This is a genomic window from Marichromatium sp. PS1 (genome assembly GCF_041155115.1).
Lineage (GTDB): Bacteria > Pseudomonadota > Gammaproteobacteria > Chromatiales > Chromatiaceae > Marichromatium > Marichromatium gracile.
This window is the reverse complement of sequence record NZ_BAAFHB010000007.1, coordinates 1-22092: the sequence shown is the minus strand read 5'-3', so window position 1 is coordinate 22092 and position 22092 is coordinate 1. Positions and strand designations below refer to the sequence as shown.

Annotated in this window: 19 protein-coding genes and 1 tRNA gene; 6 read left to right on the top strand and 14 right to left on the bottom strand. The window is 68.2% G+C overall.

The window, feature by feature from the left end; genetic code table 11:
• The first annotated feature begins 4 nt into the window (after window positions 1-4).
• Window positions 5-1021 (top strand): dihydroorotate dehydrogenase-like protein, encoded by a 1017-nt coding sequence (locus tag ACAM26_RS16330; protein WP_123140310.1) that lies wholly within the window; start codon window positions 5-7, stop codon window positions 1019-1021.
• 3 nt (window positions 1022-1024) lie between these two features.
• On the opposite strand, the gene ACAM26_RS16325 is transcribed toward ACAM26_RS16330, so the two are convergent.
• Together ACAM26_RS16325 and soxB are read right to left on the bottom strand one after the other, a co-directional pair.
• The gene (locus ACAM26_RS16325) at window positions 1025-2533 is read right to left on the bottom strand and encodes a diguanylate cyclase (RefSeq protein WP_369614118.1); all 1509 of its coding nucleotides are present in this window, start codon (window positions 2531-2533) and stop codon (window positions 1025-1027) included.
• Window positions 2533-4314: a thiosulfohydrolase SoxB gene (gene soxB / locus ACAM26_RS16320; RefSeq protein ID WP_369614117.1), complete on the bottom strand. Its 1782-nt coding sequence runs from the start codon at window positions 4312-4314 to the stop codon at window positions 2533-2535. The genes ACAM26_RS16325 and soxB overlap by 1 nt, the downstream gene beginning before the upstream one ends.
• Window positions 4315-4648: 334 nt before the next feature.
• Between soxB and soxX the strand changes: the two genes are divergently transcribed.
• From soxX to ACAM26_RS16295, 5 genes are all read left to right on the top strand, one after another.
• Window positions 4649-5029: a sulfur oxidation c-type cytochrome SoxX gene (gene soxX, locus ACAM26_RS16315; RefSeq protein ID WP_132229895.1), complete on the top strand. Its 381-nt coding sequence runs from the start codon at window positions 4649-4651 to the stop codon at window positions 5027-5029.
• Between the two features lie 41 nt (window positions 5030-5070).
• Entirely contained in the window at window positions 5071-5910 is an 840-nt protein-coding gene (soxA, locus tag ACAM26_RS16310; protein ID WP_123142491.1) for a sulfur oxidation c-type cytochrome SoxA, read from the top strand.
• Window positions 5911-5941: 31 nt separating this feature from the next.
• A complete protein-coding gene (locus ACAM26_RS16305) occupies window positions 5942-6487 on the top strand; it encodes a hypothetical protein (protein ID WP_369614116.1) in 546 nt (181 codons plus the stop codon).
• Between the two features lie 15 nt (window positions 6488-6502).
• A complete protein-coding gene (locus tag ACAM26_RS16300) occupies window positions 6503-7174 on the top strand; it encodes a rhodanese-like domain-containing protein (RefSeq protein WP_132229891.1) in 672 nt (223 codons plus the stop codon).
• 71 nt (window positions 7175-7245) lie between these two features.
• A tRNA-Leu gene (locus ACAM26_RS16295) sits at window positions 7246-7330 on the top strand.
• A gap of 52 nt (window positions 7331-7382) precedes the next feature.
• Here ACAM26_RS16295 and ACAM26_RS16290 read toward each other — a convergent pair.
• The 12 genes from ACAM26_RS16290 to ACAM26_RS16235 all read right to left on the bottom strand — a co-directional run.
• Complete coding sequence (locus tag ACAM26_RS16290) at window positions 7383-9284, bottom strand: XrtA/PEP-CTERM system amidotransferase (protein ID WP_123142494.1); 1902 nt, start codon at window positions 9282-9284, stop codon at window positions 7383-7385.
• An 11-nt stretch (window positions 9285-9295) separates the two neighbouring features.
• A complete protein-coding gene (locus tag ACAM26_RS16285; RefSeq protein ID WP_123142495.1) occupies window positions 9296-10456 on the bottom strand; it encodes a TIGR03088 family PEP-CTERM/XrtA system glycosyltransferase in 1161 nt (386 codons plus the stop codon).
• Window positions 10443-12002, bottom strand: coding sequence for an exosortase A (gene xrtA / locus ACAM26_RS16280; protein ID WP_369614115.1), 1560 nt, complete (start codon window positions 12000-12002; stop codon window positions 10443-10445). Before xrtA ends, ACAM26_RS16285 begins: the two co-directional genes overlap by 14 nt.
• Complete coding sequence (locus ACAM26_RS16275) at window positions 11999-13201, bottom strand: TIGR03087 family PEP-CTERM/XrtA system glycosyltransferase (RefSeq protein ID WP_123142496.1); 1203 nt, start codon at window positions 13199-13201, stop codon at window positions 11999-12001. The genes xrtA and ACAM26_RS16275 overlap by 4 nt, the downstream gene beginning before the upstream one ends.
• A gap of 15 nt (window positions 13202-13216) precedes the next feature.
• Complete coding sequence (locus ACAM26_RS16270) at window positions 13217-14296, bottom strand: FemAB family XrtA/PEP-CTERM system-associated protein (protein WP_123142497.1); 1080 nt, start codon at window positions 14294-14296, stop codon at window positions 13217-13219.
• Window positions 14293-15150 carry an XrtA system polysaccharide deacetylase gene (locus ACAM26_RS16265; protein WP_123140322.1) on the bottom strand — a complete coding sequence of 286 codons (858 nt, stop codon included), beginning with the start codon at window positions 15148-15150 and terminating at the stop codon, window positions 14293-14295. The genes ACAM26_RS16270 and ACAM26_RS16265 overlap by 4 nt, the downstream gene beginning before the upstream one ends.
• 92 nt (window positions 15151-15242) lie before the next feature.
• A complete protein-coding gene (locus tag ACAM26_RS16260; protein ID WP_369614114.1) occupies window positions 15243-16688 on the bottom strand; it encodes a TIGR03016 family PEP-CTERM system-associated outer membrane protein in 1446 nt (481 codons plus the stop codon).
• Between the two features lie 30 nt (window positions 16689-16718).
• Complete coding sequence (locus ACAM26_RS16255) at window positions 16719-17648, bottom strand: XrtA-associated tyrosine autokinase (RefSeq protein WP_123142498.1); 930 nt, start codon at window positions 17646-17648, stop codon at window positions 16719-16721.
• A 31-nt stretch (window positions 17649-17679) separates the two neighbouring features.
• Window positions 17680-19218, bottom strand: coding sequence for an XrtA system polysaccharide chain length determinant (locus ACAM26_RS16250; protein WP_123140325.1), 1539 nt, complete (start codon window positions 19216-19218; stop codon window positions 17680-17682).
• A gap of 51 nt (window positions 19219-19269) precedes the next feature.
• A complete protein-coding gene (locus ACAM26_RS16245) occupies window positions 19270-19872 on the bottom strand; it encodes an XrtA/PEP-CTERM system exopolysaccharide export protein (protein ID WP_062277964.1) in 603 nt (200 codons plus the stop codon).
• A 256-nt stretch (window positions 19873-20128) separates the two neighbouring features.
• Window positions 20129-21487 carry a PEP-CTERM-box response regulator transcription factor gene (gene prsR, locus ACAM26_RS16240; protein ID WP_123142499.1) on the bottom strand — a complete coding sequence of 453 codons (1359 nt, stop codon included), beginning with the start codon at window positions 21485-21487 and terminating at the stop codon, window positions 20129-20131.
• Window positions 21484-22092: ATP-binding protein (locus ACAM26_RS16235; RefSeq protein ID WP_369614113.1), on the bottom strand; the 609-nt coding region annotated here is incomplete at its 5' end. The genes ACAM26_RS16235 and prsR, both read right to left, overlap by 4 nt.

The window sequence follows — 22092 nt, the reverse complement described above, 5'->3', positions numbered from 1 at the left end:
GATCATGGATCTAGCGACCAAGTATCTGGGTCTCGACCTCAGCAACCCCTTCGTCCCCTCCGCCTCGCCGCTCTCACGCAGCCTCGACCAGGCGCGCGCGCTCGAGGACCACGGCGCCTCGGCGATCATCCTCTGGTCGCTGTTCGAGGAGGCGGTCAGCGCCGAGTCCGAGGCCATGGTGCGCTTCCTCCACCACCAGGAGATCGGCTTCGCCGAGGCCGATGACGGCTTCCTGCCCGACTATCACGACTTCGACAGCCCGCTCGAGCAGTACCTGGCGCACATCGGCCGGCTCAAGGCGGCGCTCGACATCCCCGTCATCGCCAGCCTCAACGGCGTCACCCCCGGCGGCTGGATCGCCCATGCCGGCGAGATCGAGCGTGCCGGGGCCGACGCCCTGGAACTCAACGTCTACTATGTCGCCGGCGACATCGGTCAGGACGGCGCCACGGTCGAGGCACGCTATCTCGACCTGCTGCGCGACCTGCGCGCTCACGTCGCCATCCCCATCAACATGAAGCTCTCGCCGAGCTTCAGCTCGCTCGGCCACCTGATCGGTCAGCTCGCCGCCGCCGGGGCCAACGGGGTGGCGCTGTTCAACCGCTTCTATCAGCCCGACATCAACATCGACACCCTGCGCCTGCAGCCGAGCCTGCACCCCTCGACCTCGGCCGAGGCGCTGCTGGCGATGCGCTGGATCGCCCTGCTCCACGGTCGCTTCGAGGGCCTGTCGCTGGGCGCCACCGGCGGCGTGCACACCGCCGCGGACGCGATCAAGCTGCTGCTCGCCGGCGCCGACGTGGTACACCTGTGCAGCGCGCTGCTCGCCCACGGCCCGGCCTATCTCGGCGAGGTGATCGGCGGGGTGGAGCAATGGATGGAGGAGCAGGGGTTCGAGTCGGTGGAGGACTTCCGTGGCCGGGTCAGCGCCCTGGCCGTGCCCAACCCGGCGGAGTTCGAGCGCGCCAACTACGTCAACGTGCTCGACAGCTACAGCGCCTCGCCCGGGGTCAGGCTGTGAGCCTCAGCCGGCGAGCGCGTGACGGCGCGGGGCGTCGTCGACCCCCGGGGTGAAGAAGCGATAGCGCCCCTTGCCGGCGAGCTTGGCCTGATACATCGCCTGATCGGCGCGGCGCAGCAGCAGATCCGGGGTGATCTCGTCGCCCTGCTTGAAGCAACTGACGCCGAGGCTGGCCGAGACCTGCACCAGGTGATCGGTGATCGGCATGGGGCGCGAGAGCGCCTCGAGCAGACGATCGAGCAGCGGCGCGAGTTCGGCGATCCCGCCCGGATCGAGCAGCACGGCGACGAACTCGTCACCGCCGAGCCGGGCGACGGTATCGCCCTCGCGCAACACCCCGCGCATCCGCACGGCGAGGCCGGCGAGCAGGCGGTCGCCGGCCTCGTGGCCGAGCCCGTCGTTGACCGCCTTGAAGCCGTCGAGGTCGAAATAGACCAGCGCCAGGGCGCCGCCACGTCGCTGCACCTGAGTCATCGCCTGCTCGAGCCGATCGAACAGCAGCGCGCGGTTGGGCAGCCCGGTGAGGCCGTCGTAGTGCGCCGCCTGTTCGAGCCTGCGCTGTTGCAGCTTGAGCGCAGTGATGTCGTGATAGAGCAGGACATAGTGCTGCAACGCGCCCGCCTCGTCGCCGACCGCGGTCATGGTGATCATCGCCACATAGCTCTCGCCGCCGCGTCGTCGGCCCCAGAACTCGCCCTCCCAGTGGCCCTGATCGGCCAGGGTCTTCCAGATCGCCTCGACGGTGACGGCATCGCTGCCACCGAGCAGCCCGGCGCCGGACTCGAGCACCGCCGGACGGCGACCGAGCAGGGTCTCGCGCGACTCGCCGGTGATCTCGACGAAGGCGGCATTCAGGTCGACGATGACCCCCTGCGGGTCGGTGATGACGATGCCCTCGCGGGCATGGGTGAAGACGTTGGCGGCGAGCTGGCGCGCCTCCTCGGCACGGCGCCGCTCGGTAATGTCGCGCACGCTGACCAGTACGCCGTCGATCTCCGTACCCTGATCGCGGTAAGGGGCATAGATCACGTCGAGATAACAGCGCCCGGTGCTGGGCCGCTCGAACCAGGCCTGATAGTTGACCGTCTCGCCGGCCAGACAGCGCGCCAACCGCGGCGCCACCACGCGCTCGAAGGTCTCGTCGCCGAGCAGCTCGCGGGCCGAATGGCCGACGATGTCGTCATAGCGACGCTCGAAGATGCGCAGATACGACTCGTTGACCAGCAGATAGACGGCATTGCGGTCGATCAGCGAGATCGAGTCCTGGGTCGCCGAGACCACCTGGCGATAGCGCCGCAACGCCTGCTCGGCGGCACGCCGCTGCACGACCTCGCGACGCAGCCGCCGATTCCAGATCAAGAAGGTCACCACCAGCAGCAGCAACGGTCCGATCAGCCACGCCGGCTCGATCAACCCCGCCACCGGCTCGGCGCTGGCCGCACCGCTCCAACCCACGGCCACCACCGCACCCGCCACGCGCCACACCGCGACGCGCCCACTGCCATCACGCACTAAACCTCTCCTGGATAATCGGCGATGCCGGGGTTGTCGGCGACGCCCTCGAGACGTGGGGTCTCGAGCCGGGCGATGTCGATCCGCTCGCGATCGCGCAGATAGGTCGCCACCGTCTCCCAGATCGGCTCGCCCTCGGCCTGGGCGCCGACGCTCGCCCAGCCGGCCACCACATAGCGCCTGTCGGCCTCGATGGGCGTGCCGTCGGCGAGACGCAGCGACCGGATCCGCGAGCCGATCGCCGCGCCCGGCTCGCAGACATAGTCGAGCCCGCCGCTACGCACCATGTCGCCGCCCTGCTGGACATAGGGATCGGGGTTGAAGAGGTTGTCGCAGACGTCCTCGAGGATGGCCTTGAGCTCGGCGCCGGTCATCTCGCGCCGATAGGTCTCGGGATAGGTGATGCAGGTCTGGTCGAGCACGTGTTCCATGGTGATGGTCTGCCCCGGCAGCAGGGTGGTCCCCCAGCGGAACCCGGGCGAGAGGGCGATCTCGGCGTCCTTGACCGTGCGCAGCGCATCGCAGATGAGCTGGTCGAAGGTGCCGTTGAAGTTACCGCGACGATACAGCGTCTGCCCGGCCACCGCCAGGGGCTCTTCGAGGCGCGCGCGGTAGGGTGCACGCACCCCGGCGATATAGTCGGTCATCTCCGGATCCGGCGCGATCAGGTCGGAGAACACCGGCAGCAGCCGATAGCGGAAGTCGCGCAGCCCCCCGGGGCCGACATCGAGGTCCATCACCCCGAGGAACTTGCCGTTGGAGCCGGCGTTGGTCACCAGGGTGCGCCCGCCCGGGTTGTCGACCACCTGCGGCGCGGGCACGCCGTCGTGGGTGTGACCGCCGAGGATCAGATCGATGCCACGCACCCGCGAGGCGAGCTTGAGATCGACGTCCATGCCGTTGTGCGAGAGCAGCGCCACCAGCGCCGGGCGCTCGCGCTCACGCACCCGATCGACGATCTCCTGCAGCCGTCCCTCCTGGATGCCGAAGGTCCAGTCGGGGATGAATCGGCTCGGATTGGCGATCGGGGTATAGGGGAAGGCCTGGCCGATCACCGCCACCCGCACCCCGCCGGCCTCGCGGATCACATAGGGGTCGAAGGCCAGCCCGAGGTCCTCGTCGAAGCCGGCGAAGTCCTCGAAGCGATAGTCGAACAGCGCCTCCTCGCGCACCTTGACGTTCTGCGCCACGAAGTCGCCGGCGAAGGCGGCGATGTTGTCGATCACCTCGGCATCGCGATAGGTGAACTCCCAGTGCCCGGTCATCACGTCGACGCCGAGCAGGTTGCAGGCGCCGACCATGTCGCGCCCACGGGTCCAGTAAGCCGTCCCCGAGCCCTGCCAGGTGTCGCCGCCGTCGAGCAGCAGGGTGGCCTCGCGCCCGCGCTCGGCGCGCAGCCGCTCGACCAGGGTACGCAGCTGGGCAAAGCCGCCGACCCGGCCGAAGCGCTCGGCCTGCTCGGCATAGTCGAGATAGGTCAGCGCATGGGCCTCGAGCCCCCCCGGTGCGACCCCGAAGTGATCGAGCAGCGCCTGCCCGACCAGGTGCGGCGCTCGCCCACGCGCCGCCCCCAGCCCGAGGTTGACGTTGGGCTCGCGGTAGTAGACCGGGTTGAGCTGGGCATGGGTGTCGGTGATGTGGAGCAGCCGGAGATTGCCGAAGACCGGCAGGTCGTAGGGATCGGCGGGGATGCGCCGTGCGGCGCGGGCACTGAGCGGGAGCATGCCGGCGGCGCCGGCGAGGGCGAGCAGGCGCACGAAGTCACGTCGCGACAGGGTCATCGAGGCTGTCCTCCTGCTGGGTTCTCTCGGGCTCGGCATCGGGCCGTGCGGACTAACAAGACAAAGAAATCGGCGCTCCCGCCACGATTGCAAGACACCCCGCGACGACATCGAAGGTGTCACGACGAGATTGAAAACACCGGTCGTCACCTTCACCTTCGGCGCACGGGGCGGCGCACACAATAACGATAGAAGACATCCGGTACCGTTCGACCCGGCGCGCACCGCTCCACGATGCGCGCGACACCACCGACGCTCGACCGGATCGCCGACGATCACGCCCCTGGCCGCCCCAGACCACCACCGTCACCAACGGAGATCCAGGAGGCCCCGCATGAGCTCGTCCCCGCACCCCAGGCTGGTGCTGACCGCACTCTCGCTCACCCTGGCGCTCGGCACCGCACCGACGCGCGCCGAGATGCCCTCCGACCTCACGCTCGAGGGCGACATCGAGGCCGGGCGCATCGTCGCCACCACGCGCGCCAAGGGCAATTGCGTCGCCTGCCACGTGATCGCCGGCGCCGAGAGCCCTGGCGCCATCGGCCCGATACTGATCGCCATGCAGACCCGCTACCCGAGCAAACGCGCGCTCGCCGAACAGATCTGGGACCCCACGGCGCAGAACCCCGAGGTGGTGATGCCGCCCTTCGGCAAGCACGAGATCCTCACCGAGCGGGAATTCGCCGATGTGGTCGAGTTCGTCTGGTCGCTATAGAGGATCACGGCACCGCAGCCACCCGACACGGAGGAGCACGCATGACAGCCAAGACCAGCCATCGCGCCCTGGCGCTGCTCGCCGGCGCACTGCTCGCCGCCCCGGTCGCGGCCGGTCCCGAGGAGGACCGCGCCGCCTTCCAGCAGTATTTCGAGACCCGCTTCCCCGCCATCGCCACCGAGGACTTCATCAACGGCGCCTACGCGCTCGACCCGGTCGGGCGCGAGAACTGGGAGGCGATCGAGGAGTTCCCCCCCTACGAGACCGCCCTCAGCAAGGGCGAGGAGATGTGGAACACCCCCTTCGCCAACGGCCAGGGCTATGCCGACTGCTTCCCCGACGGGCCGGCGATCGCCGGGCGCTATCCGCACTGGGACCGCGAGCGCGGCATGGTGATCACCCTGCCGCTGGCGCTCAACGACTGCCGCGCGGCCAACGACGAGCCACCGCTGAAGTACAAGAAAGGCCCGATCGCCGACCTGGTCGCCTACATCGCCTTCGCCTCGCGTGGCCAGATCACCGCCGTCGAGATCCCCGAGGACGACCCCCGCGCGCTGGCCGCCTACGAACAGGGCAGACAGTTCTATTTCGCCCGTCGCGGCCAGCTCAACTTCGCCTGCAGCCACTGCCACATGGGCAACTCCGGCACCACGCTGCGCACCGAGATCCTCAGTCCCGCCTACGGCCACACCACCCACTTCCCGGTCTATCGCTCCAAGTGGGGCGAGATGGGCACCCTGCACCGCCGCTTCAGCGGCTGCAACGAGCAGGTCCGCGCCAAGGCCTTCCCCGCCCAGGGCGAGGAATATCGCAACCTGGAGTTCTTCATGACCTACATGAACAACGGTCTGCCGCTCAACGGCCCGGGTGCGCGCAAATGATCCCGGCCCACGCACCAGAGGAGATGACGGCATGACGCCATTTCGCACCCGCGCCCGCTTCACCCTCGTTCTGGCGCTCACCACACTGATGATCGCACCCGCCTGGGCCACCCACCGCAGCGAGGCCGAGGCGGCGATCGCCGCGGCGCGCGCCGCTCACGAACGCGCCGTCGAGGCCGGGGCCGAGGTCGCCGAGACCGCGGCGCTGATCGAACGCGCGGCGGGGCTGCTGCCCTCGCGCCAATACACCAAGGCGGTGCGGATCGCCGAGCAGGCGATCGCCCAGGACACCCATGCCTACGAACAGGCGCAACGCGACGAGACCGAGCCCGGCGCCGCCGCAGCCGAGGCGGCGATCGCCGCGGCCGAGGCCGCACGCGCGCGCGCCGACGCGGTCGGCGGCGAGTGGCGCGACACCGCCAAACTGATCGCCGAGGCGCAGGGACTGGCCCGCGCCGGTGACTTTGAGGCCGCCATCGCGCTCGCCGAACGCGCCCGCCGCCAGGGCGAACTCGGTCACGCGCAGGCGCTGCGCGAGCGCGACGCCGACTTCCCCGACTATATCCGCCAACCCTGAGCCCAGGAGACCTCCATGCACGCGAACAGCACCCTGATCCTGGTCGCGCTGACCGGCGCGCTCGGCGTCGCCACCGCCGCACCGGCCGCCGAGAACCGGATCTCCCCCGAGATCGAATCGGTCACCGTCACCCACCAGGGCGAGAGCGTCACCATCGCCCGCGGTCACGACCGCGACGCGACCCTGCCCGAGGCGTTCCAGAAGACAGATCGCGGCTGCCCGCCCTTCTGCGTCCAGCCGATGGTCGCCGTCCCCGGCGTCGAGACCATCGGCGAGCTGGAGCTGCTCGACTATCTCAAGCGCATCGAGCAGGGCGACGACAACATCCTGGTGGTCGACTCGCGCACCCCGGACTGGGTACTGCGCGGCACCATCCCGGGATCGGTCAACATCCCCTGGAACACCATCAGCCGCGACAACGCCGGCACCTTCGAGACCCCCACCGAGGCCGACACCTTCCACCACGTGCTGGCCGACACCTTCGCCGCCGAACCACTGGCCGGGGGCGGCTGGGACTTCGGCGAGGCCAAGACCCTGGTGCTGTTCTGCAACGGCATCTGGTGCCCGCAGTCGACCGCCAACATCAAGAACCTGGTCGAGATCGGCTATCCGTTGCACAAGCTAAAGTGGTATCGCGGCGGGATGCAGGACTGGGTGAGCGTCGGCCTGACCACGGTCACGCCCTGAACGACACGGGCGCCGATGGCGATCGGCGCCCGTTTAATCTCGCGGTGGATTCGGTATAGAATGATGCGCTTGCGCGGGTGGCGGAATTGGTAGACGCGCTGGATTTAGGTTCCAGTGGAGCAATCCGTGGGGGTTCAAGTCCCCCCTCGCGCACCAGCCTCCCTCCTCTCTTCCTTGTCCCACCGGCGATGGCCGACCGGGATCTCCCTCAGCCCTCGCCGTCGATCACCCGCCGGTGGAATGCGGCGAACATGAACAGACTCCAGATCGCCGGACTGAACTCGCGCATCCCCGACTGATGCTGGTCGACGATCCAGGCGAGCTGCTTGCTGTCGAACAGCCCGGTGTCGGCGAGCCGGTCGCCGAGCAGGGTCTCGCGCACCTGCTCGCGCAGCGGCCCGCGGAACCAGGCCGAGAGCGGCACCGCGAAGCCCATCTTCGGACGATAGAGGATCTCCGGGTCGAGATGGCGCTCGAGCGCGCGCTTGAACACATACTTGCCCTCGCGCCCGGAGAGCTTGAGGCCGGGGGCGAGCCCGGCGCTCCACTCGAGCAGCTGGTGGTCGAGGATCGGCACCCGCACCTCCAGCCCGTGGGCCATGCTGGCGCGATCGACCTTGGTGAGGATGTCGCCGGGGAGATAGGTCTTGAGGTCGAGATACTGCACCCGCGAGAGCGGATGATCAGGGGCGCGTTCGGCATGACGACGCAGCACCTCGACGGCGCGATAGCCCTGTAACTCGCGCCTGAAATCGGCCGAGAACAGCGACTGACGCAGCCCGTCGCCAAGGATCGAGACGCTCTCGAAATAGCCCTCGAGCGAGTCGCGCGCCAGCGCCTGGAAGGTCGACTTGGCGCGCAGCACCTTGGGCGCCCAGTCGGCCTTGGGATAGACCCGCCCGAGCAGCCCGAACAGCGGCCCGCGCATCCCCTGCGGCAACAACCGGCGCAGCCGTTCCTCGTAGAGATGCCAGCGATAGCGGCGATAGCCGGCGAGGCTCTCGTCGCCGCCGTCACCGGAGAGACAGACGGTCACGCGCTTGCGCGCCAGCTCGCAGACACGATAGGTCGGCAGCGCCGAGCTGTCGGCATAGGGCTCGTCGTAGAGCGCCGAGAGCCGTTCGAGCAGGGCGAAATCGTCGGGGTCGACCGATTCGACCAGGTGCCGGGTGGCGAAGCGCCCGGCCACCTGCTCGGCATAGCGCGACTCGTTGTAGCGCGGATCGCCGAAGGAGATCGAGCAGGTGTTGACCGGCTGCTCGGAGAGCCCGGCCATCATCGCCACCACCGCGCTGGAGTCGACCCCGCCGGAGAGGAAGGCACCGAGCGGCACCTCGGAGATCAGACGGATACGCACCGCCTCGCGCAGCCGCTCGATGAGCTCCTCGCCGGCGCCGTCGAGATCGCGCACGCCGTTGTCGGCGAAATCCAGATCCCAGTAGCGGCGCGGCTGCGGCGGCGCCGTGCGGCCCCGGCGCAGGGTCAGGGTATGACCGGGTTCGAGCTTGCGCACCGCGCCGAAGATGGTGCGTGGATCGGGGATATAGCCGAAGCCGAAGTATTCCTCGATCGCCTGGGGGTCGAGCGCGCGCGGCAGCGTCGGGTCGACCAGCAGCGCCTTCAGCTCGGAGCCGAACAGCAGCCGGCCGTCGTCGAGCAGCGCGTAGTGCAGCGGCTTGATGCCGAGCCGGTCACGGGCGAGGAACAGGGTCTCGCGTCCGCGATCCCAGATGGCGAAGGCGAACATGCCGCGAAAGCGCTCGACACAGGCCTCGCCCCAGGCCTCCCAGGCATGGACGATCACCTCGGTGTCGCTGTGGGTGCGGAAGCGGTGCCCGGCGGCGCGCAGCTCGGCGGCCAGTTCCTGGAAGTTGTAGATCTCGCCGTTGAACACCACGGCGACGGTCTCGTCCTCGTTGAACAGCGGCTGATGCCCGCCGGAGAGGTCGATGATCGACAGACGTCGGTGCGCCAGCCCCACCCCGGGCTCGATGTGGACCCCGCCGTCGTCCGGGCCGCGATGATGCTGCGCCTCGTTCATCCGTCCGAGCAGCTCGGGGTCGATCGGCCCCGGTCCCCGGGTATCGAAGATGCCTGCGATTCCGCACATGATGGACTGTCCTACTCCCCCGGCCCCGCGAGGAGCCCGTCATAGACCTCGAGATAACGCGCGACCATGGTGCCGAGGCCGAACTCGGCCTCGATTCGCGAGCGCGCCGCCGCGCCCTGGGTACGCGCCAGCGCCGGGTCGGCGAGATAGCCCCGCAGCGCGGCGGCAAGTGCCTGGGTGTCGTCGCGCGGCACCAGGGCGCCGGTCTCCCCGGCCACCACCAGCTCGCCGTTGCCGCCGACCTCGGTCGCCACCACCGCCAGCCCCGAGGCCATCGCCTCGAGGATGGTGTTGGAGATGCCCTCGCCGAGCGAGGGCAGCACGAACAGATCGAGCGCGCGCAGACAGGCCGGCACGTCGTCGCGACTGCCGGCGAACCACACCTGGGCGCCGAGCCCGGCGGCATCGACCAGGGCGCCGAGCCGGGTGCGCTGCGAGCCGTCGCCGATCAGCACCAGCCGCAACCGCGCGCCGCGCGCCGGGTCCTCGCGCACCAGGGCGATGAAGGCACGCACCAGGGTGGCCTGATCCTTCACCGGCTCGAGCCGCCCGACGGTGCCGATGACGAGGTCATCCGGTCCGGCGAAGCCCGCGGGCAGGACCGCGCGCGGCTCCTCGTCGGGCCGCGCGGGGCGGAAGCGCTGCTCGTCGACCCCGTTGCGGATGGTGTGGATGCGTTCGGGCGCGACCCCGATATCCACGCGCAGATACTCGGCCAGCTCGCGCGAGAGCGGGATGTAGGCCTCGACCAGCGGACGGAAGGCACGGCGCAGCCAGCGATACCGGCGGCGGGTGTTGTCGAGGTCGTGGACGTCACGCCCGTGCTCGCCGTGGACGCGGTGCGCCACCCCGGCCAATCGCGCCGGGAGCTGCATCTCCAGGGTGGCGAGGTTACGGGTATGGACGATCGCCGGGCGCAGCCGCCGCAGCGCGCGCCACATCCGCAGATAGAGCCCGAGGTCCTGCCCCGGACGCTTGGCGAGGTCGTGGACCTCGACCGGTCGCTCGATGCGCGCGCGGAAGTCAGGATCCACGCCCTCGAGGGCGAGGATCGCATGACGATAGCGCCCCTCCGGGGTGCGGTTGATCAGGTTGACCAGTCCGTTCTCCAGCCCGCCGACGGCGAGCCGGTGGATGACATGGACGATCAGCGGCGGATTATTCTCGGCCATCATGGACTCCGGCGGCGGGACGACTGGGGGCATCGAGCAGGGCGTCGAGCGCGGGGCGCAACGGCTCGGCCAGGGCACGCAACCGCGCGCGCGCGGCCTGCGGATCGAGTCCGAGCGGGGTGTAGATCACCACCCCGGCCTCGTGACGCCCGCGCCCCTGGAGCAGCGCCAGCGCCTCATGGAGCTTGGCCAGGTAGTCGTTGGCGAGATGCGCGCCGTCGATCCAGTACCAGTGCCACACCAGCAGGGTCTGCTCGGGGGTCCGTACCCGCGACTCGATCAGCCCCAGCGAGCCACCGGCAAGATCCTCGCGACGCGGCGCCTGCTGCGGCATCTTCCACCTCGGGTGCTTCTGCGCGACCAGCACGTTCTGCGAGTTGACCAGCTCGCCGCCCTCGCCGGCATAACCGGCGAGATAGAACCCGACGGGCTCGCCATCGCGGACGAAGACCTGCTCCAGGGTGGCGCTCGCGCCGAGATAGGTCGGGCGCCACTCGGTGAAGGCCGCGCCCGTCGTCCAGCCGGCGGGGGCCGCGAGCGGCGCGAGCGCGAGCGGCTGAATCGCGCGCGGGCGCTCGAGGTCGGCGGCGAGCGCCGGCCAGGCGAGCAGCAACGCCAGCCCGAGCGCGGGCAGCGCGTGTCCGCCACGCCGCCGCGCGCCCCGCCGATCGGCGGTGGAGGACACCGTCGGCGTCTCTGGCTCGGCGCGCGGCGGCTCGCGCCACAGCCCGCCGATGAGAAAGAGCACGAACATCACCAGCCCGAAGAACACCCAGCCGTAGATCAGGTGATCGACGCCGACGGCCAGGCGCATGTCGCTGAGGTGGGCGATGATCACGATCAGATAGGCGCGCAACCCGTTGGCGAGCAGCGGCACCACCGCCGCCAGGACGATGAAGGCAAGCCGGCGCCAGGGCGAGCGATAGCTGAGATAGGCGTAGATCACCCCGAGGAAGAGCGAGGCGATCAGATAGCGCACCCCGCTGCAGCCCTCCACCACCGACCAGTCACCGCTGGAGATGCTGAAGAAGGTGCCGTCCCAGAACACCGGGATGCCGGTCAGGCGCAGCAGGTTGACGGTGAAGGCGGCGGTGAACTCCATCAGCGGGTAGATCAACCCCTCGCCCATGGGCACCGCAAACAGCAGGAAGGCGAGCGGAAAGGCCAGACGCCACAGCATCGTCCGGCCGAGCACCAGCCCGATCAGCGCCCAGCTCAGCCCGACCAGCGCCAGCTGCTCGATCACCGCCACCTCGGTGAGCCGCGCCAGCAGCCACACCAGCCCCCCGGCGGCGATCGCCAGCAGCGCCAGCGGCTCGCCGCGCAGCACCACCTCGCGCAGCCCGGCGCGCTCGCGCCAGATCATGAACAACACCGCCGGCAGCACCAGGAAGCCGTGGGTGAAGGTCTCCGAGCGCGTCCAGATCTCGATCATCCCGGCAACCGTCGGCCAGAAGGCGGCGAGCAGCACGAGCAGCAGCAGCGCAAGCCAGATCAGCCGCGCCCGCGGCGAGAGCGGTCGGGACAACCAGTCGACTCGACTCATGATCCACCCTCCAACAGCTCGACCAGCCTGGGCAGGGTCGCCTCCCAGGCGAAATGGCGCTCGACCAGCGCCCGACCCTGTGCGCCCATCGGGTCATCGGACGTCGCCAGCGCGGCGAGACACTCGGCGGCGAAGGGCTCGACTGCCTCGGCCACCCGGGCCTCGCGCCCCGGGGCCGCCGGGATCCCCTCCAGCGCCTGCGGGGTGGCGATGACCGGACGCGCCATCGCCATCGCCTCGAGCACCTTGTTCTGGATACCGCGGGCGATGTGCAGCGGCACCACTGCCGCGGCGGCATGTTGCAGATAGGGTCGCACGTCGGGCACCGCGCCGGTGACCACCACGCCGGGCAGCCGCCCGAGCTGGCGCACCGCGCGGGTCGGATTCATCCCCACCACCCAGAACTCGGCATCGGCCCGACGTGCGCGGATCCGCGGCAGCACCTGCTCGGCGAACCAGGCCGCGCCCTGGGCATTGGCCCAGTAGTCCATGGCGCCGGTGAAGACCAGCCTGGGGGCGAGGTCCGGATAGGGCGATGGCGTCCCGGGAGCCACGGCGAAGTGCGCGGTGTCGACACCATTGCCGACCACCTCGACCCGCGCCGAGGCGTCATCGAGCCGCTCACGAAAGAGCGCCGCCTCGGCCTCGGAGACCAGCGTCGAGGCATCACAGGCGGTGGCCAGGCGACGCTCGAACGCGCCCAGTCGCCGCGCCTCGCGGGCATAGACCCAGCGCATCGGCGGCGGACTCTCGGCGGCGTACTGGCGCCATTTCTCCGAGTCGACATCGACCAGGTCGATCACCCGGCGCAGATCGGCGCAGGCCGGATCGAACAGGTACTGGCCCATCGATGAGGAGAAGGCGAGCACGCGACCGATGGCATGACGCGCGCGAGTCTCGCGCAGCCAGCGCCGCAGCGCGCGATCGCGGTAATAGGTAAGCGTCAACGGCTCGCCGCCGAGCAGCCCGCGCAGGCTCAGGAGCTTGTCGCGGCGCGGATCGAGGGTACCGAACCAGCTGCTCGCGCAGCACTCGGCGACACGCGCGCGATGGACGCGGTCCTCGGGCTGGTCGATGAAGGTCGCCAGGTGCACCCGATAGTGCTCGCTGAGGAAGCGCAGCAGGTGAAAGGAACGGATCTTGTCGCCCTTGTTCGGTGGATAGGGGATGCGGTGGACCAGAAACAGCAGATCATCCATGTCCGGGTGTGATCCTCAGCCGAGATTCCTGGCCAGCAGCGGGCCGATGAGCTGGCTCAGCGGCAGCGGCAGCCGCTTCCAGGCCGCGATGAAGAGCCGATACTTGGGGTTGAGCGGGTTGACATCGGGCAGCTCGCTGGCACGCACCAGCCGATAGGCATAGTGCAGCGGCTCGGGCTCGAAGCCCCAGTTGCGCTTGAAGTCGAAGGCCCCGGTGCCGCGCTTGCTGCGCCCGAAGTCGAAGGTACGCGCGCCGTCGACGCAGGCCCGGCGCATCACCTCCCAGTACATGAAGTCGTTGGCCTTGAGCGCGCGCGCCGCCTGGGTGCCGCCGCCATAGTAGGGCAGCACCTCGTCGCGGAAGCGAAAGCTCATCACCCCGGAGACCAGCGCGCCCTGGTGCTCGACCAGCAGCACCTCGCAATCATCGCCGAAGACCTGCTTGAGCACGCGAAAATAACGACGCGGGAACACCGGGGTGCCGAGGTTGCGCACGCTCTCGCTGTAGACCCGATAGAGAGCATCGACGCCCTCGTCGAAGCGGCTCGACAGCCCCGCCTTGATCCCCTTGCGCACCATCGCCCGCTGCTTGCGCGGGATCTGTTGCAGGTTGCGCTCGGGGTCGGGATCGATCGCTCGACGGAAGGTGGCATAGAGCGCCTTGCCTGGCCACTCCGGGTGATGCGGCTCGCGCTCGCGCAGCTCCAGGTGCCCCACCCCGGCGGTCTCGGCGAGCCGGCAGGCCTCGGCCTCGAGCAGCCCGCGGACCTCCGGGTCGTCGGCGACCGCGCCGCCGTAGACACAAAAAGGGGTGGAGATCAGCGCGCGCCCGAACAACAGGCTGCGGATCTCGCCGAGCGGCAGGATGCCGCACAGCTCGCCGTCACGCTCGGCGTACAGGAAGGGCGCACGATGACCGAGCCCCTGCTCGAGCACCTGCTTCCAGCCGGCGCGGTGGAAGAAGGTCGCCTCGGGGTGACGGTCGACGAAGGCGTCCCAGCGGGCGAGATCGGCGTCCGTCTCGAGTCGGGCGATACGGATTGCGGCGGTTGACGTGTCCGGGTCGGCGGGGGCGGTCGATGGCGAGTCCATCATCGGCGAACAGACACTCCTTGCGGTTCGAGAAAGACCTGGTCCATGCGTCCCCAGTGAAAATCCTGGAGCAGGCGCTCGAGCCGCGCCTCGGTGCGTGCCAGGTTGAGATAGTGACGCACCCGGGTACGCGGCGGGAGACCGCCGACACGGGGCTGGTCGGGGTCGATCTCCCAGGGGTGGAAGTAGAAGATCGCGGCGGCGCCCTCGCGACGGTTGATCCGTCGGATCGCCTGGCGCGAGAGCGCGTAGGGATAGAGTCTGAAGAAACCACCGCCGCCACTGGGCAGGCGGCGCCCGAGGAGCGTGCTGGTGGTGATCGGGATCTCGACGAAGTCCTCGACCCCGGCGAGCGGTCGGTAGGCAAAGCGCGGCGCCTCGGGGATGCCGTAGAGATCATGACGTACCGGGTAGACGCTGGAGCTGTAGCGGTAGCCGCAGTCGTACAGCGTCTCGTGCGCCCAGCGCTGGTTGTCGCGATCGATCGAGTAGCTGGCCGCGCGATAGCCACGGACCTCGACCCCGCCGATGTCCTCGAGCAGCGCCTTGCTGCGGCGCACATCCTCGCGAAAGGACGTCGGCGTCTGCTGGGTGACGCGCACATGGGCCAACCCATGACAGGCCAGCTCATGCCCGGCGGCGACCAGCTCGCGCACCACCCGGGGATGGCGCTCGGCGATCCAGCCGAGGGTGAAGAAGGTCGCGCGGGTGGCATGACGCTCGAGCAGCTCGAGGATTCGATCCATGTTGCGCTCGATCCGGCAGGGGATCTGCTCCCAGTCGGTGCGAGCGATGTGACGCTCGAAGGCGGAGACCTGGAAGTAATCCTCCACGTCGATGGTCATGGCGTTCAGCATGGCTGACGGACTCGCGACAGGGCTCTGCCCCGGACGCCGCTCCGGCGCCGGACGCATGCGAAGGGATGGGGACGGGACGGCATCCAGCACGTTCAGTCCGACCAGCTGGTGACCAGGCCCAGGGTCACGCGGTTCTCGGTGATGTCATCGGAGCTGCTCAACCGATACTGCAGCGCCACCCGGGTGTTGGTGCCGACGCGCCGGCTCAGTCCGGCATCGAGGGTGTATTCGTCGCGCTCGTCACTGCCATCGGTCACGCTGGTCTGGTCGAGCTCGCTCCGGCTCCAGCCGAGGGTGAGGTTGGAGCGGGTCAGGCCGGAGAGTTGCCGACTCCAGAACAGCCGGGCGCGCATCGTCGACTGATCCTCCGCGGTGGCCTCGTACTCGCGCAGCACATAGCCGAGCGTGGCCCCCAGGGTGCTGCGTCGGGTCTGCAGGGTGTAGCTGGTCTCGAAGGTGTTGCTGATATAGGTTCCGGTGGTCGGTGCCGCGGTGTCGTCGGTGACCTCGAAGGGTGCGGTCACCTCGGGGACGGTCGGATCGCCGAAGACGTCCTCGAACGCGAAGACCTCCGAATCGAGACGATCGCCCCGCGCACTGGAGACATCGCGAGCATAGCTCGCGCGCCACATCGAGCGCTTGCTGCGATGGGAGAAGTCGAGCACCGGCGTCATGCCGAAATAGCGGTGACCGACACCGACCCGCAGCGAGGTCCGAGGCGTCGGCGTCCAGGTGGTCGACAGCTCCCAACCGGCCCCACTGGTGCCATCACGCGAGGTGTAGTCGTTGTCCTCGTAGAGCAGGGTGGCGTCGAGGCGCCAGCGCCGCGAGAGCTGGTTGCCGAGCAGAAAGCTGGCATCGGAATAGGTATCCGAGGGCACCTCGTCGTCCTGGTAGTCGATCTGCTCGGAAGAGATCAACAGGGCCCAGTTGGTGGTGCCAAAGGCCGGACCACTGCGCAGCTCGATCGAGCCATCATAGCCGATGCTGTCACTGCCCTCGTCGGAGTAGAAGACCCCGTTGTTGGAGAAGCGCGCGGTCAGCTCCGCACGACGGCCGAAGCGCTCGTAATAAGAAGGCGAGATCTCGTAGGTGTAACTGGTCTGGAGGTTATCGGAGCGGTTGGTGGCATCGCCGCTGGTCGGACCAAGTGGGTCGATCAACTCCTGGCGCGCAGTCGTCTTGGCATCGACGAACAGCCGCTCCCTGAGCAGCTCGACCCGGCCGTTGCCCTGCAGGCGGTGATTGGCCCGGTCGCCGCTGTCCGAACTGAGATAGTTGAGGTACTGCAGCGAATAGGCGAGATCGAGTTCCGCGCGCCCTCCCTTGCCTGAGACCACGAAGCCCGGGGTCAGCTCGACATAGAAGTCGCTGCCCTGATCCTCCTCGGAGAGCGAGAGGTTGTCGGTATAGACCCCGTTGACGCTGAGCTGACGCGACAGCCGCCAGTCCGCGCCCCAGGCGGCGCCCCAGATCAGGGGCGCGGTCGCACACAGGCACAACGACACCAGATGACGATGCCGCGCGGGCTTCAGCATGACTCCACTCCCCGACAGCACGGACCCGGGTCAGACGCCGGGCTGGGCCGCCGATTCGTCCGCCGTTGGCGCTTGTCCATAACCGTATCCGTATCCATAACCATATCGGTAACCGGTGCCATAGCGATTGCCGAGCCCGGGGCGGTACTTGTTGAGCAGCAACCCGATGATCTTGTCCTCGCCGAGTCGCGCCAACCCCTCGTTGACCGCGTGCTGCCCCGTCTGCTCGGCAGCCACCACCATGATCACCTGCCCCATCATCTCGGCCAGTACCGCGCTCTCGCTGGCCAGCAGCAGCGGCGGTGAGTCGAAGATCACCACACGATCACTGTAGCGGGTCGAGAGCTCGGCCATGACCATGCTCATCCGTTCGCTGGCCAGCAGCTCGGTGGCACGCTCGTGACGACGCCCGGCCGGCAGGATGCGCATGTTGGCCACATCGGCATGCACGAGTACGTCGGCCACCGAGTCGCAGCTACCGTCGAGCAGATCGGTCAACCCCAGCTCGGCCTCGATCCCCAGGCGCTTGGCCGCGGTCGGCTTGGCCACGTCACCATCGACCAGCAGCACCGTGCGATCGCGCTCCATGGCGATGCTCATCGCCAGGTTGATCGCCGAGAAGGTCTTGCCCTCGCCCGGCAGGGCGCTGGTGACCATGATCATGTTGGCGTTGTCGACGATGTCGGCACCCTTCTTGTCGACATTCATCAGCAGCGGACGCTTGATCAGCCGGTACTCCTCGGCCAGCTGTGAGCGCTTGGCATCCGGGGTCAGCAAGCCCTGGGCACGCAGACGCTCGAGCGCCAGGTGCTGGACCCGTCCCGGGTCGGTGATGGCTCCCTCCGATACGTGCCCCTGCCTCCCTGCGGACGTCGCCCAACCGGTGGACGAATCGGCAACGCCAGGCTCCGCTGCGCCCTGGCGACCGATCTTGGCAATGGCCTTTTCGATGGTACTCACAAGGATACCCCCTGCATGTCCGTGTGTCGGACTAGATGAGAGACTGCAACAGCGGCAGACCGGAGACAACTAAGATGAAGGCGACCGCAAGCCCCACGGTCATCGCGAAGAACGGGATCAGCATGACCCGTTCACGTCTGCGCTCGGTGGGCGAGCGCACCAGGGCCACGGTGCCGAGCACCGGCAGACCGGTGGCACGATAGAGCAGCCGCCGATCGTCGAACACGGGACGAACCAGATCCATCGCCAGGGCGGCGAGCAGACCGCCACCGAGGGCGACCAGCAACACGCCGCTGGCGAGCAGCAGCCGGTTCGGCGCCGAGGGCTTGAGCGGCGCCACTGGTGGATCGATGACGCGGAACTTGACCCCCTCGGCGGTCTTCTCGACCTCGCTCGAGAGCCGCGCCGATTCACGCCGCTCGAGCAACTCGGCATGCTGGGCGACGATCGTCTTGTAGTTACGGGTGAGCTGGGTCAGCTCCGCCTCGATCTCGGGGATGGTGTCGATCTTCTGATCGAGGTCACGCACCCGCTGGCCATGATCATCGACCCGCGCCTGCAGTGCCGCCACCTGTGCATCGGCCTGACTGAGCGCCATGCGCAGGCTGCCATAGAGGCTGTCGGCCTGTACCGTGGTGGCCATCAGCGAGCTACCGGTGATCTCGTTGCGCTGCTGCTGACGCGAGCGGATCTCGCGGATCAATCGGCGCAGCTCGATGACATCGGGGTGGCGTTCGGTGTAGCGCAGCAGCAGCTCGTCGAGCTTGGTCTGCAGCGCAGCGATGCGCGGATCATCGGGCAATTGCGGAACCAGCGCCTCGGCGTTCTCCAGCGCCTGCTCCTGGGTCTCGATCTGCTGCTGGAGCTGATCACGACGCCGCTTGGCCTCCTGCAGGGTCAGCTCGGCGTCCTTGAGCTCCTTCTGCGCCGCTTGGAGGTTGGAGTAGTAACTGCCGATATCTCCCGACAGCAACCCGGCATAGCGACGCTTGAAATCGGCGAGACGGTGCTCGGAGTCACGCAACCGTGCCTCGTACTCCTCGATTTCCTGATCGAGGAAGTCCTGGGCGTTGGAGGTGGCGCGCTGATCGCTCACCAGCGCCTCCTCGATGAAGATCGACACCAGCGACTGCACCACCAGCTTGGCGCTCTGGGGATCGCGATCCTCGAAGGAGATGGTGTAGAGCGAGGGGTTGGAGCGATCGCCACGGATCTTGATCTTGTTGCCGAGATCGCTGATCAGCCGCTCGCGCTCGGCCTCGGTGCGCAGCTTCAGATCCAGATCGCTCATGCGGATGATCTTTTCCAGATTCGGTCGGCTCAGCAGCATTCGGCTCATCAGCGCCACGCGCTGCACCAGATCCGGCTGGATGGTCAGACCGCGCAGCAGAGGCCGCAGCACACTGTTGGTGTCGACGAACACCCGCGCCGAGGAGCGATACTCATCGGGGATACGCGAGACGATGGTCCATCCGGCGATCGCAATCGCCCAGGCGACGACGAGCGCGAGCCAGCGGTAACGCCACATGCCGCGCGCGTAGCCGAACAGTTGGGCCAGGAGTTCGTGCATCGCCGTCCTCTTTCAGTCTAAACCTGCATCACGCCGGGCTGTTGCACGGCTTCAGAACCAAGCTTCGGGGATGATCAGGATATCGCCCGGGAGCAAGCTCACGTTCTCCGCGATTTCACCATCGCGAATGAGATCATCCAGCCGTACCGAATACTCCTGGCGCTCCCCACCGTAGTAGCGCACCAGCACCGATTTGTTGCCGGCGGCGAAATCGGTCAGTCCGCCGACGGCGATCATCAGGTCGAGCAGAGTCATGTGCTTGCGAAACGGCACCGCGGCTGGCGCCATCGCCTCGCCGATGACCCGCACCTGCTGCGAGGGCAGTCCGACGAAGCCCTTGACGATCACGGTAACGATCGGCGAGCGGACATAGACCGCATATTCCTTTTCGAGATCGCGGGCAAGCTGCGACGGGGTCTTGCCGCTCGCCGGCATGTCCTCGATCAGCGGCGTGGTGAGCATGCCGTCGGGGCGCACGGGGACCGTTCCCGAGAGGTCGTTGAGGCCCCAGACGAAGATGCTGACCGAATCGCCCGGAGCGATCTCGTAGAAGTATCCCTGCTGCACCGCCAGCTCGCGCTGCTCCGGCGGGACCGGCGGCAGGTCCTTGCCGGAGCCAGAACAACCGGCCAGCAGCACCAGTGCCGCGCCCATGCACAACCGCGACCAGGCGCCGTCGATCGATCCAAGATACGCGCTCAACAGTGTTCCCCCTGTAACCAAGCTCCAGGGACCAGCCCTGGTCCGATACCGCGCCCGGCGAGGCCGGGCGCGGCTTGTTCATGATCTTCGCCGAGCGCCGCGTCCGTACTCCGCCATGCGTTGCATAGATGTGGCGCAAACCACGAGGACAAAGCACCAAGCACCAATCGTGTAAACACGATCACAGTGCCTGAAGGTCGCCACGACCTCATTCCTTGAGCCCATACTTATCGAGCAGGCCGTACAGGGTCGGACGGGTCACGCCCAGCAACCGCGCAGCCTGAGTGATATTGCCGTCGACCCGGGCAAGCGCCTGACGGATCGCCCGAGTCTCGGCCTGTTCACGGACCTGCTGCAGGTTCAGCGGCAGGACCGGCTCGGCGCCGGCGGGCGCCAGCTCGAGATCGGCAGGTGTCAACTGCTGCCCATCGGCCATGATCACCGCCCGCCTGACCCGACTCTCGAGTTCGCGCACATTGCCCGACCACGCATAGGTCTCCATCGCCGCCAGCGCATCCTTGGTGAAACCACGCACCGTCTTGGCGTACTCACGGTTGTAGCGCTCGAGAAAGGCGCGCGCCAGCACCAGCAGATCACCCTCGCGATCGCGCAGCGGCGGCAGGGTGATGGTCACCTCGCTGACCCGATAGAAAAGGTCCTCGCGAAAACTGCCCTCGGCGATCTGTGCCCGCAGATCGCGATGGGTCGCGCAGATCACCCGCAGGTCGACGGGGATCTCCTGACGACCACCGACCCGCTCGATCACCCGCTCCTGCAGAAAACGCAGCAGCTTCGCCTGCAGCGGCTGCGACAGGTCGCCGATCTCGTCGAGAAACAGGGTGCCGCCATCGGCGTACTCGATCTTGCCCCGGGTCTGCTTGACCGCGCCGGTGAAGGCGCCCTTCTCGTAGCCGAACAGTTCGCTCTCGAGCAGGTTCTCGGGGATGGCGGCACAGTTGATCGCCACCAGCCGGCCCGAGGCGCGCGGCCCCATCTCGTGCAGGGCGCGGGCGAACAGCTCCTTGCCGGTCCCGCTCTCGCCGAGGATCAGGGTGGTGACGTCGGTCGGCGCGACCTTCTCGACCGCACGACAGACCTCGAGCATCGGCGTGCTGCTGGCGATGATGCCGCGCAGCGGCGAGTCCATCTGGCTGTGCTGCAGGCGGAGATTCTCGGTCTCGAGCGCATGCAGCCGATGGCCACGCTCGACCACCAGGTTGAGGGTCTCGGCGTCGATCGGCTTGAGATAGAAGTCGTAGGCCCCGAGGCTGATCGCCTTGAGCGCATGACTGCGATCATCGTTGCCGGTGACCACCACGACCTTGGTCTGTGGGGCCAGCGCGACGATCTCCTCGAGCAGCGCGAGCCCCTCGCTCACCCCGCCGGGGTCGGGCGGCAGGCCAAGGTCCAGGGTGACCACGCTGGGACGGTGGCGACGCAACTGCGCCAGCGCCTCACGCCGATCACCGGCGAGCACCACCTCGAAACCATCAAAGCACCAGCGCAGCTGGCTCTGCAGCCCTGGGTCGTCCTCGACGACCAACAGACACTTCTCCGAGCCCTTCATGAGGCCACTCCATGATGCCCGGCGTGCACGCGCTCCTCCTGCTGTAACTCGCCATCCAGCGGCAAGCATACACGAAACAGCGTACCCTCCCCCGGCTGACTACACACCAAAAGATCACCGCCGAGCAGCCGGATGAACTCGCGGCTCTCGAATGCGCCGATCCCCATGCCGGTCAAGCCCTTGGTCGAGTCGAAGGGCCTGAACAGCCGCTCGCGGACGAATTCCTGCGACATGCCGACGCCATCATCCTCGATCTCGACGATCGCGAATCGGCCCTCTGCGAACAGACGAACCACCACGCGCCCTTCCGGCGTGGTCGCTTCCTGTGCATTTTGCACCAAATGACCGAACACAGTCAGCAAACGCTCGCGATCGGCACACACACAGGGCGACGATAGCGGCGCCTCGAACACCGGCACCGGGGCATGCCCGCCACGCCCGCGCACCAACTCCTCCAGCAAGGGCGCCAGACTCAGTCGCTGCGGCGCCTCGCCGCGCACACCATCGCGCAACTGCTCCATCAACCGGGTCATGCGCTCGACCGAGCTGCGCACGGTACGGATGACATCATCGAAAAAGGCAGGATTGTCGCGATGACGCTCGGC

Excerpts from the sequence above, each read along its gene's own strand:
- ACAM26_RS16300 (WP_132229891.1), top strand. The coding sequence starts at position 6,503 with ATGCACGCGAACAGCACCCTGATCCTGGTCGCGCTGACCGGCGCGCTC.
- ACAM26_RS16305 (WP_369614116.1), top strand. The coding sequence starts at position 5,942 with ATGACGCCATTTCGCACCCGCGCCCGCTTCACCCTCGTTCTGGCGCTC.
- soxX (WP_132229895.1), top strand. The coding sequence starts at position 4,649 with ATGAGCTCGTCCCCGCACCCCAGGCTGGTGCTGACCGCACTCTCGCTC.
- xrtA (WP_369614115.1), bottom strand. The coding sequence starts at position 12,002 with ATGAGTCGAGTCGACTGGTTGTCCCGACCGCTCTCGCCGCGGGCGCGG.
- ACAM26_RS16290 (WP_123142494.1), bottom strand. The coding sequence starts at position 9,284 with ATGTGCGGAATCGCAGGCATCTTCGATACCCGGGGACCGGGGCCGATC.
- ACAM26_RS16275 (WP_123142496.1), bottom strand. The coding sequence starts at position 13,201 with ATGGATGATCTGCTGTTTCTGGTCCACCGCATCCCCTATCCACCGAAC.
- ACAM26_RS16245 (WP_062277964.1), bottom strand. The coding sequence starts at position 19,872 with ATGGGCGCGGCACTGGTGCTGCTGGCCGGTTGTTCTGGCTCCGGCAAG.
- ACAM26_RS16285 (WP_123142495.1), bottom strand. The coding sequence starts at position 10,456 with ATGGCCGAGAATAATCCGCCGCTGATCGTCCATGTCATCCACCGGCTC.
- soxB (WP_369614117.1), bottom strand. The coding sequence starts at position 4,314 with ATGACCCTGTCGCGACGTGACTTCGTGCGCCTGCTCGCCCTCGCCGGC.
- ACAM26_RS16265 (WP_123140322.1), bottom strand. The coding sequence starts at position 15,150 with ATGCTGAACGCCATGACCATCGACGTGGAGGATTACTTCCAGGTCTCC.
- ACAM26_RS16330 (WP_123140310.1), top strand. The coding sequence starts at position 5 with ATGGATCTAGCGACCAAGTATCTGGGTCTCGACCTCAGCAACCCCTTC.
- ACAM26_RS16270 (WP_123142497.1), bottom strand. The coding sequence starts at position 14,296 with ATGATGGACTCGCCATCGACCGCCCCCGCCGACCCGGACACGTCAACC.
- prsR (WP_123142499.1), bottom strand. The coding sequence starts at position 21,487 with ATGAAGGGCTCGGAGAAGTGTCTGTTGGTCGTCGAGGACGACCCAGGG.
- ACAM26_RS16260 (WP_369614114.1), bottom strand. The coding sequence starts at position 16,688 with ATGCTGAAGCCCGCGCGGCATCGTCATCTGGTGTCGTTGTGCCTGTGT.
- soxA (WP_123142491.1), top strand. The coding sequence starts at position 5,071 with ATGACAGCCAAGACCAGCCATCGCGCCCTGGCGCTGCTCGCCGGCGCA.
- ACAM26_RS16250 (WP_123140325.1), bottom strand. The coding sequence starts at position 19,218 with ATGCACGAACTCCTGGCCCAACTGTTCGGCTACGCGCGCGGCATGTGG.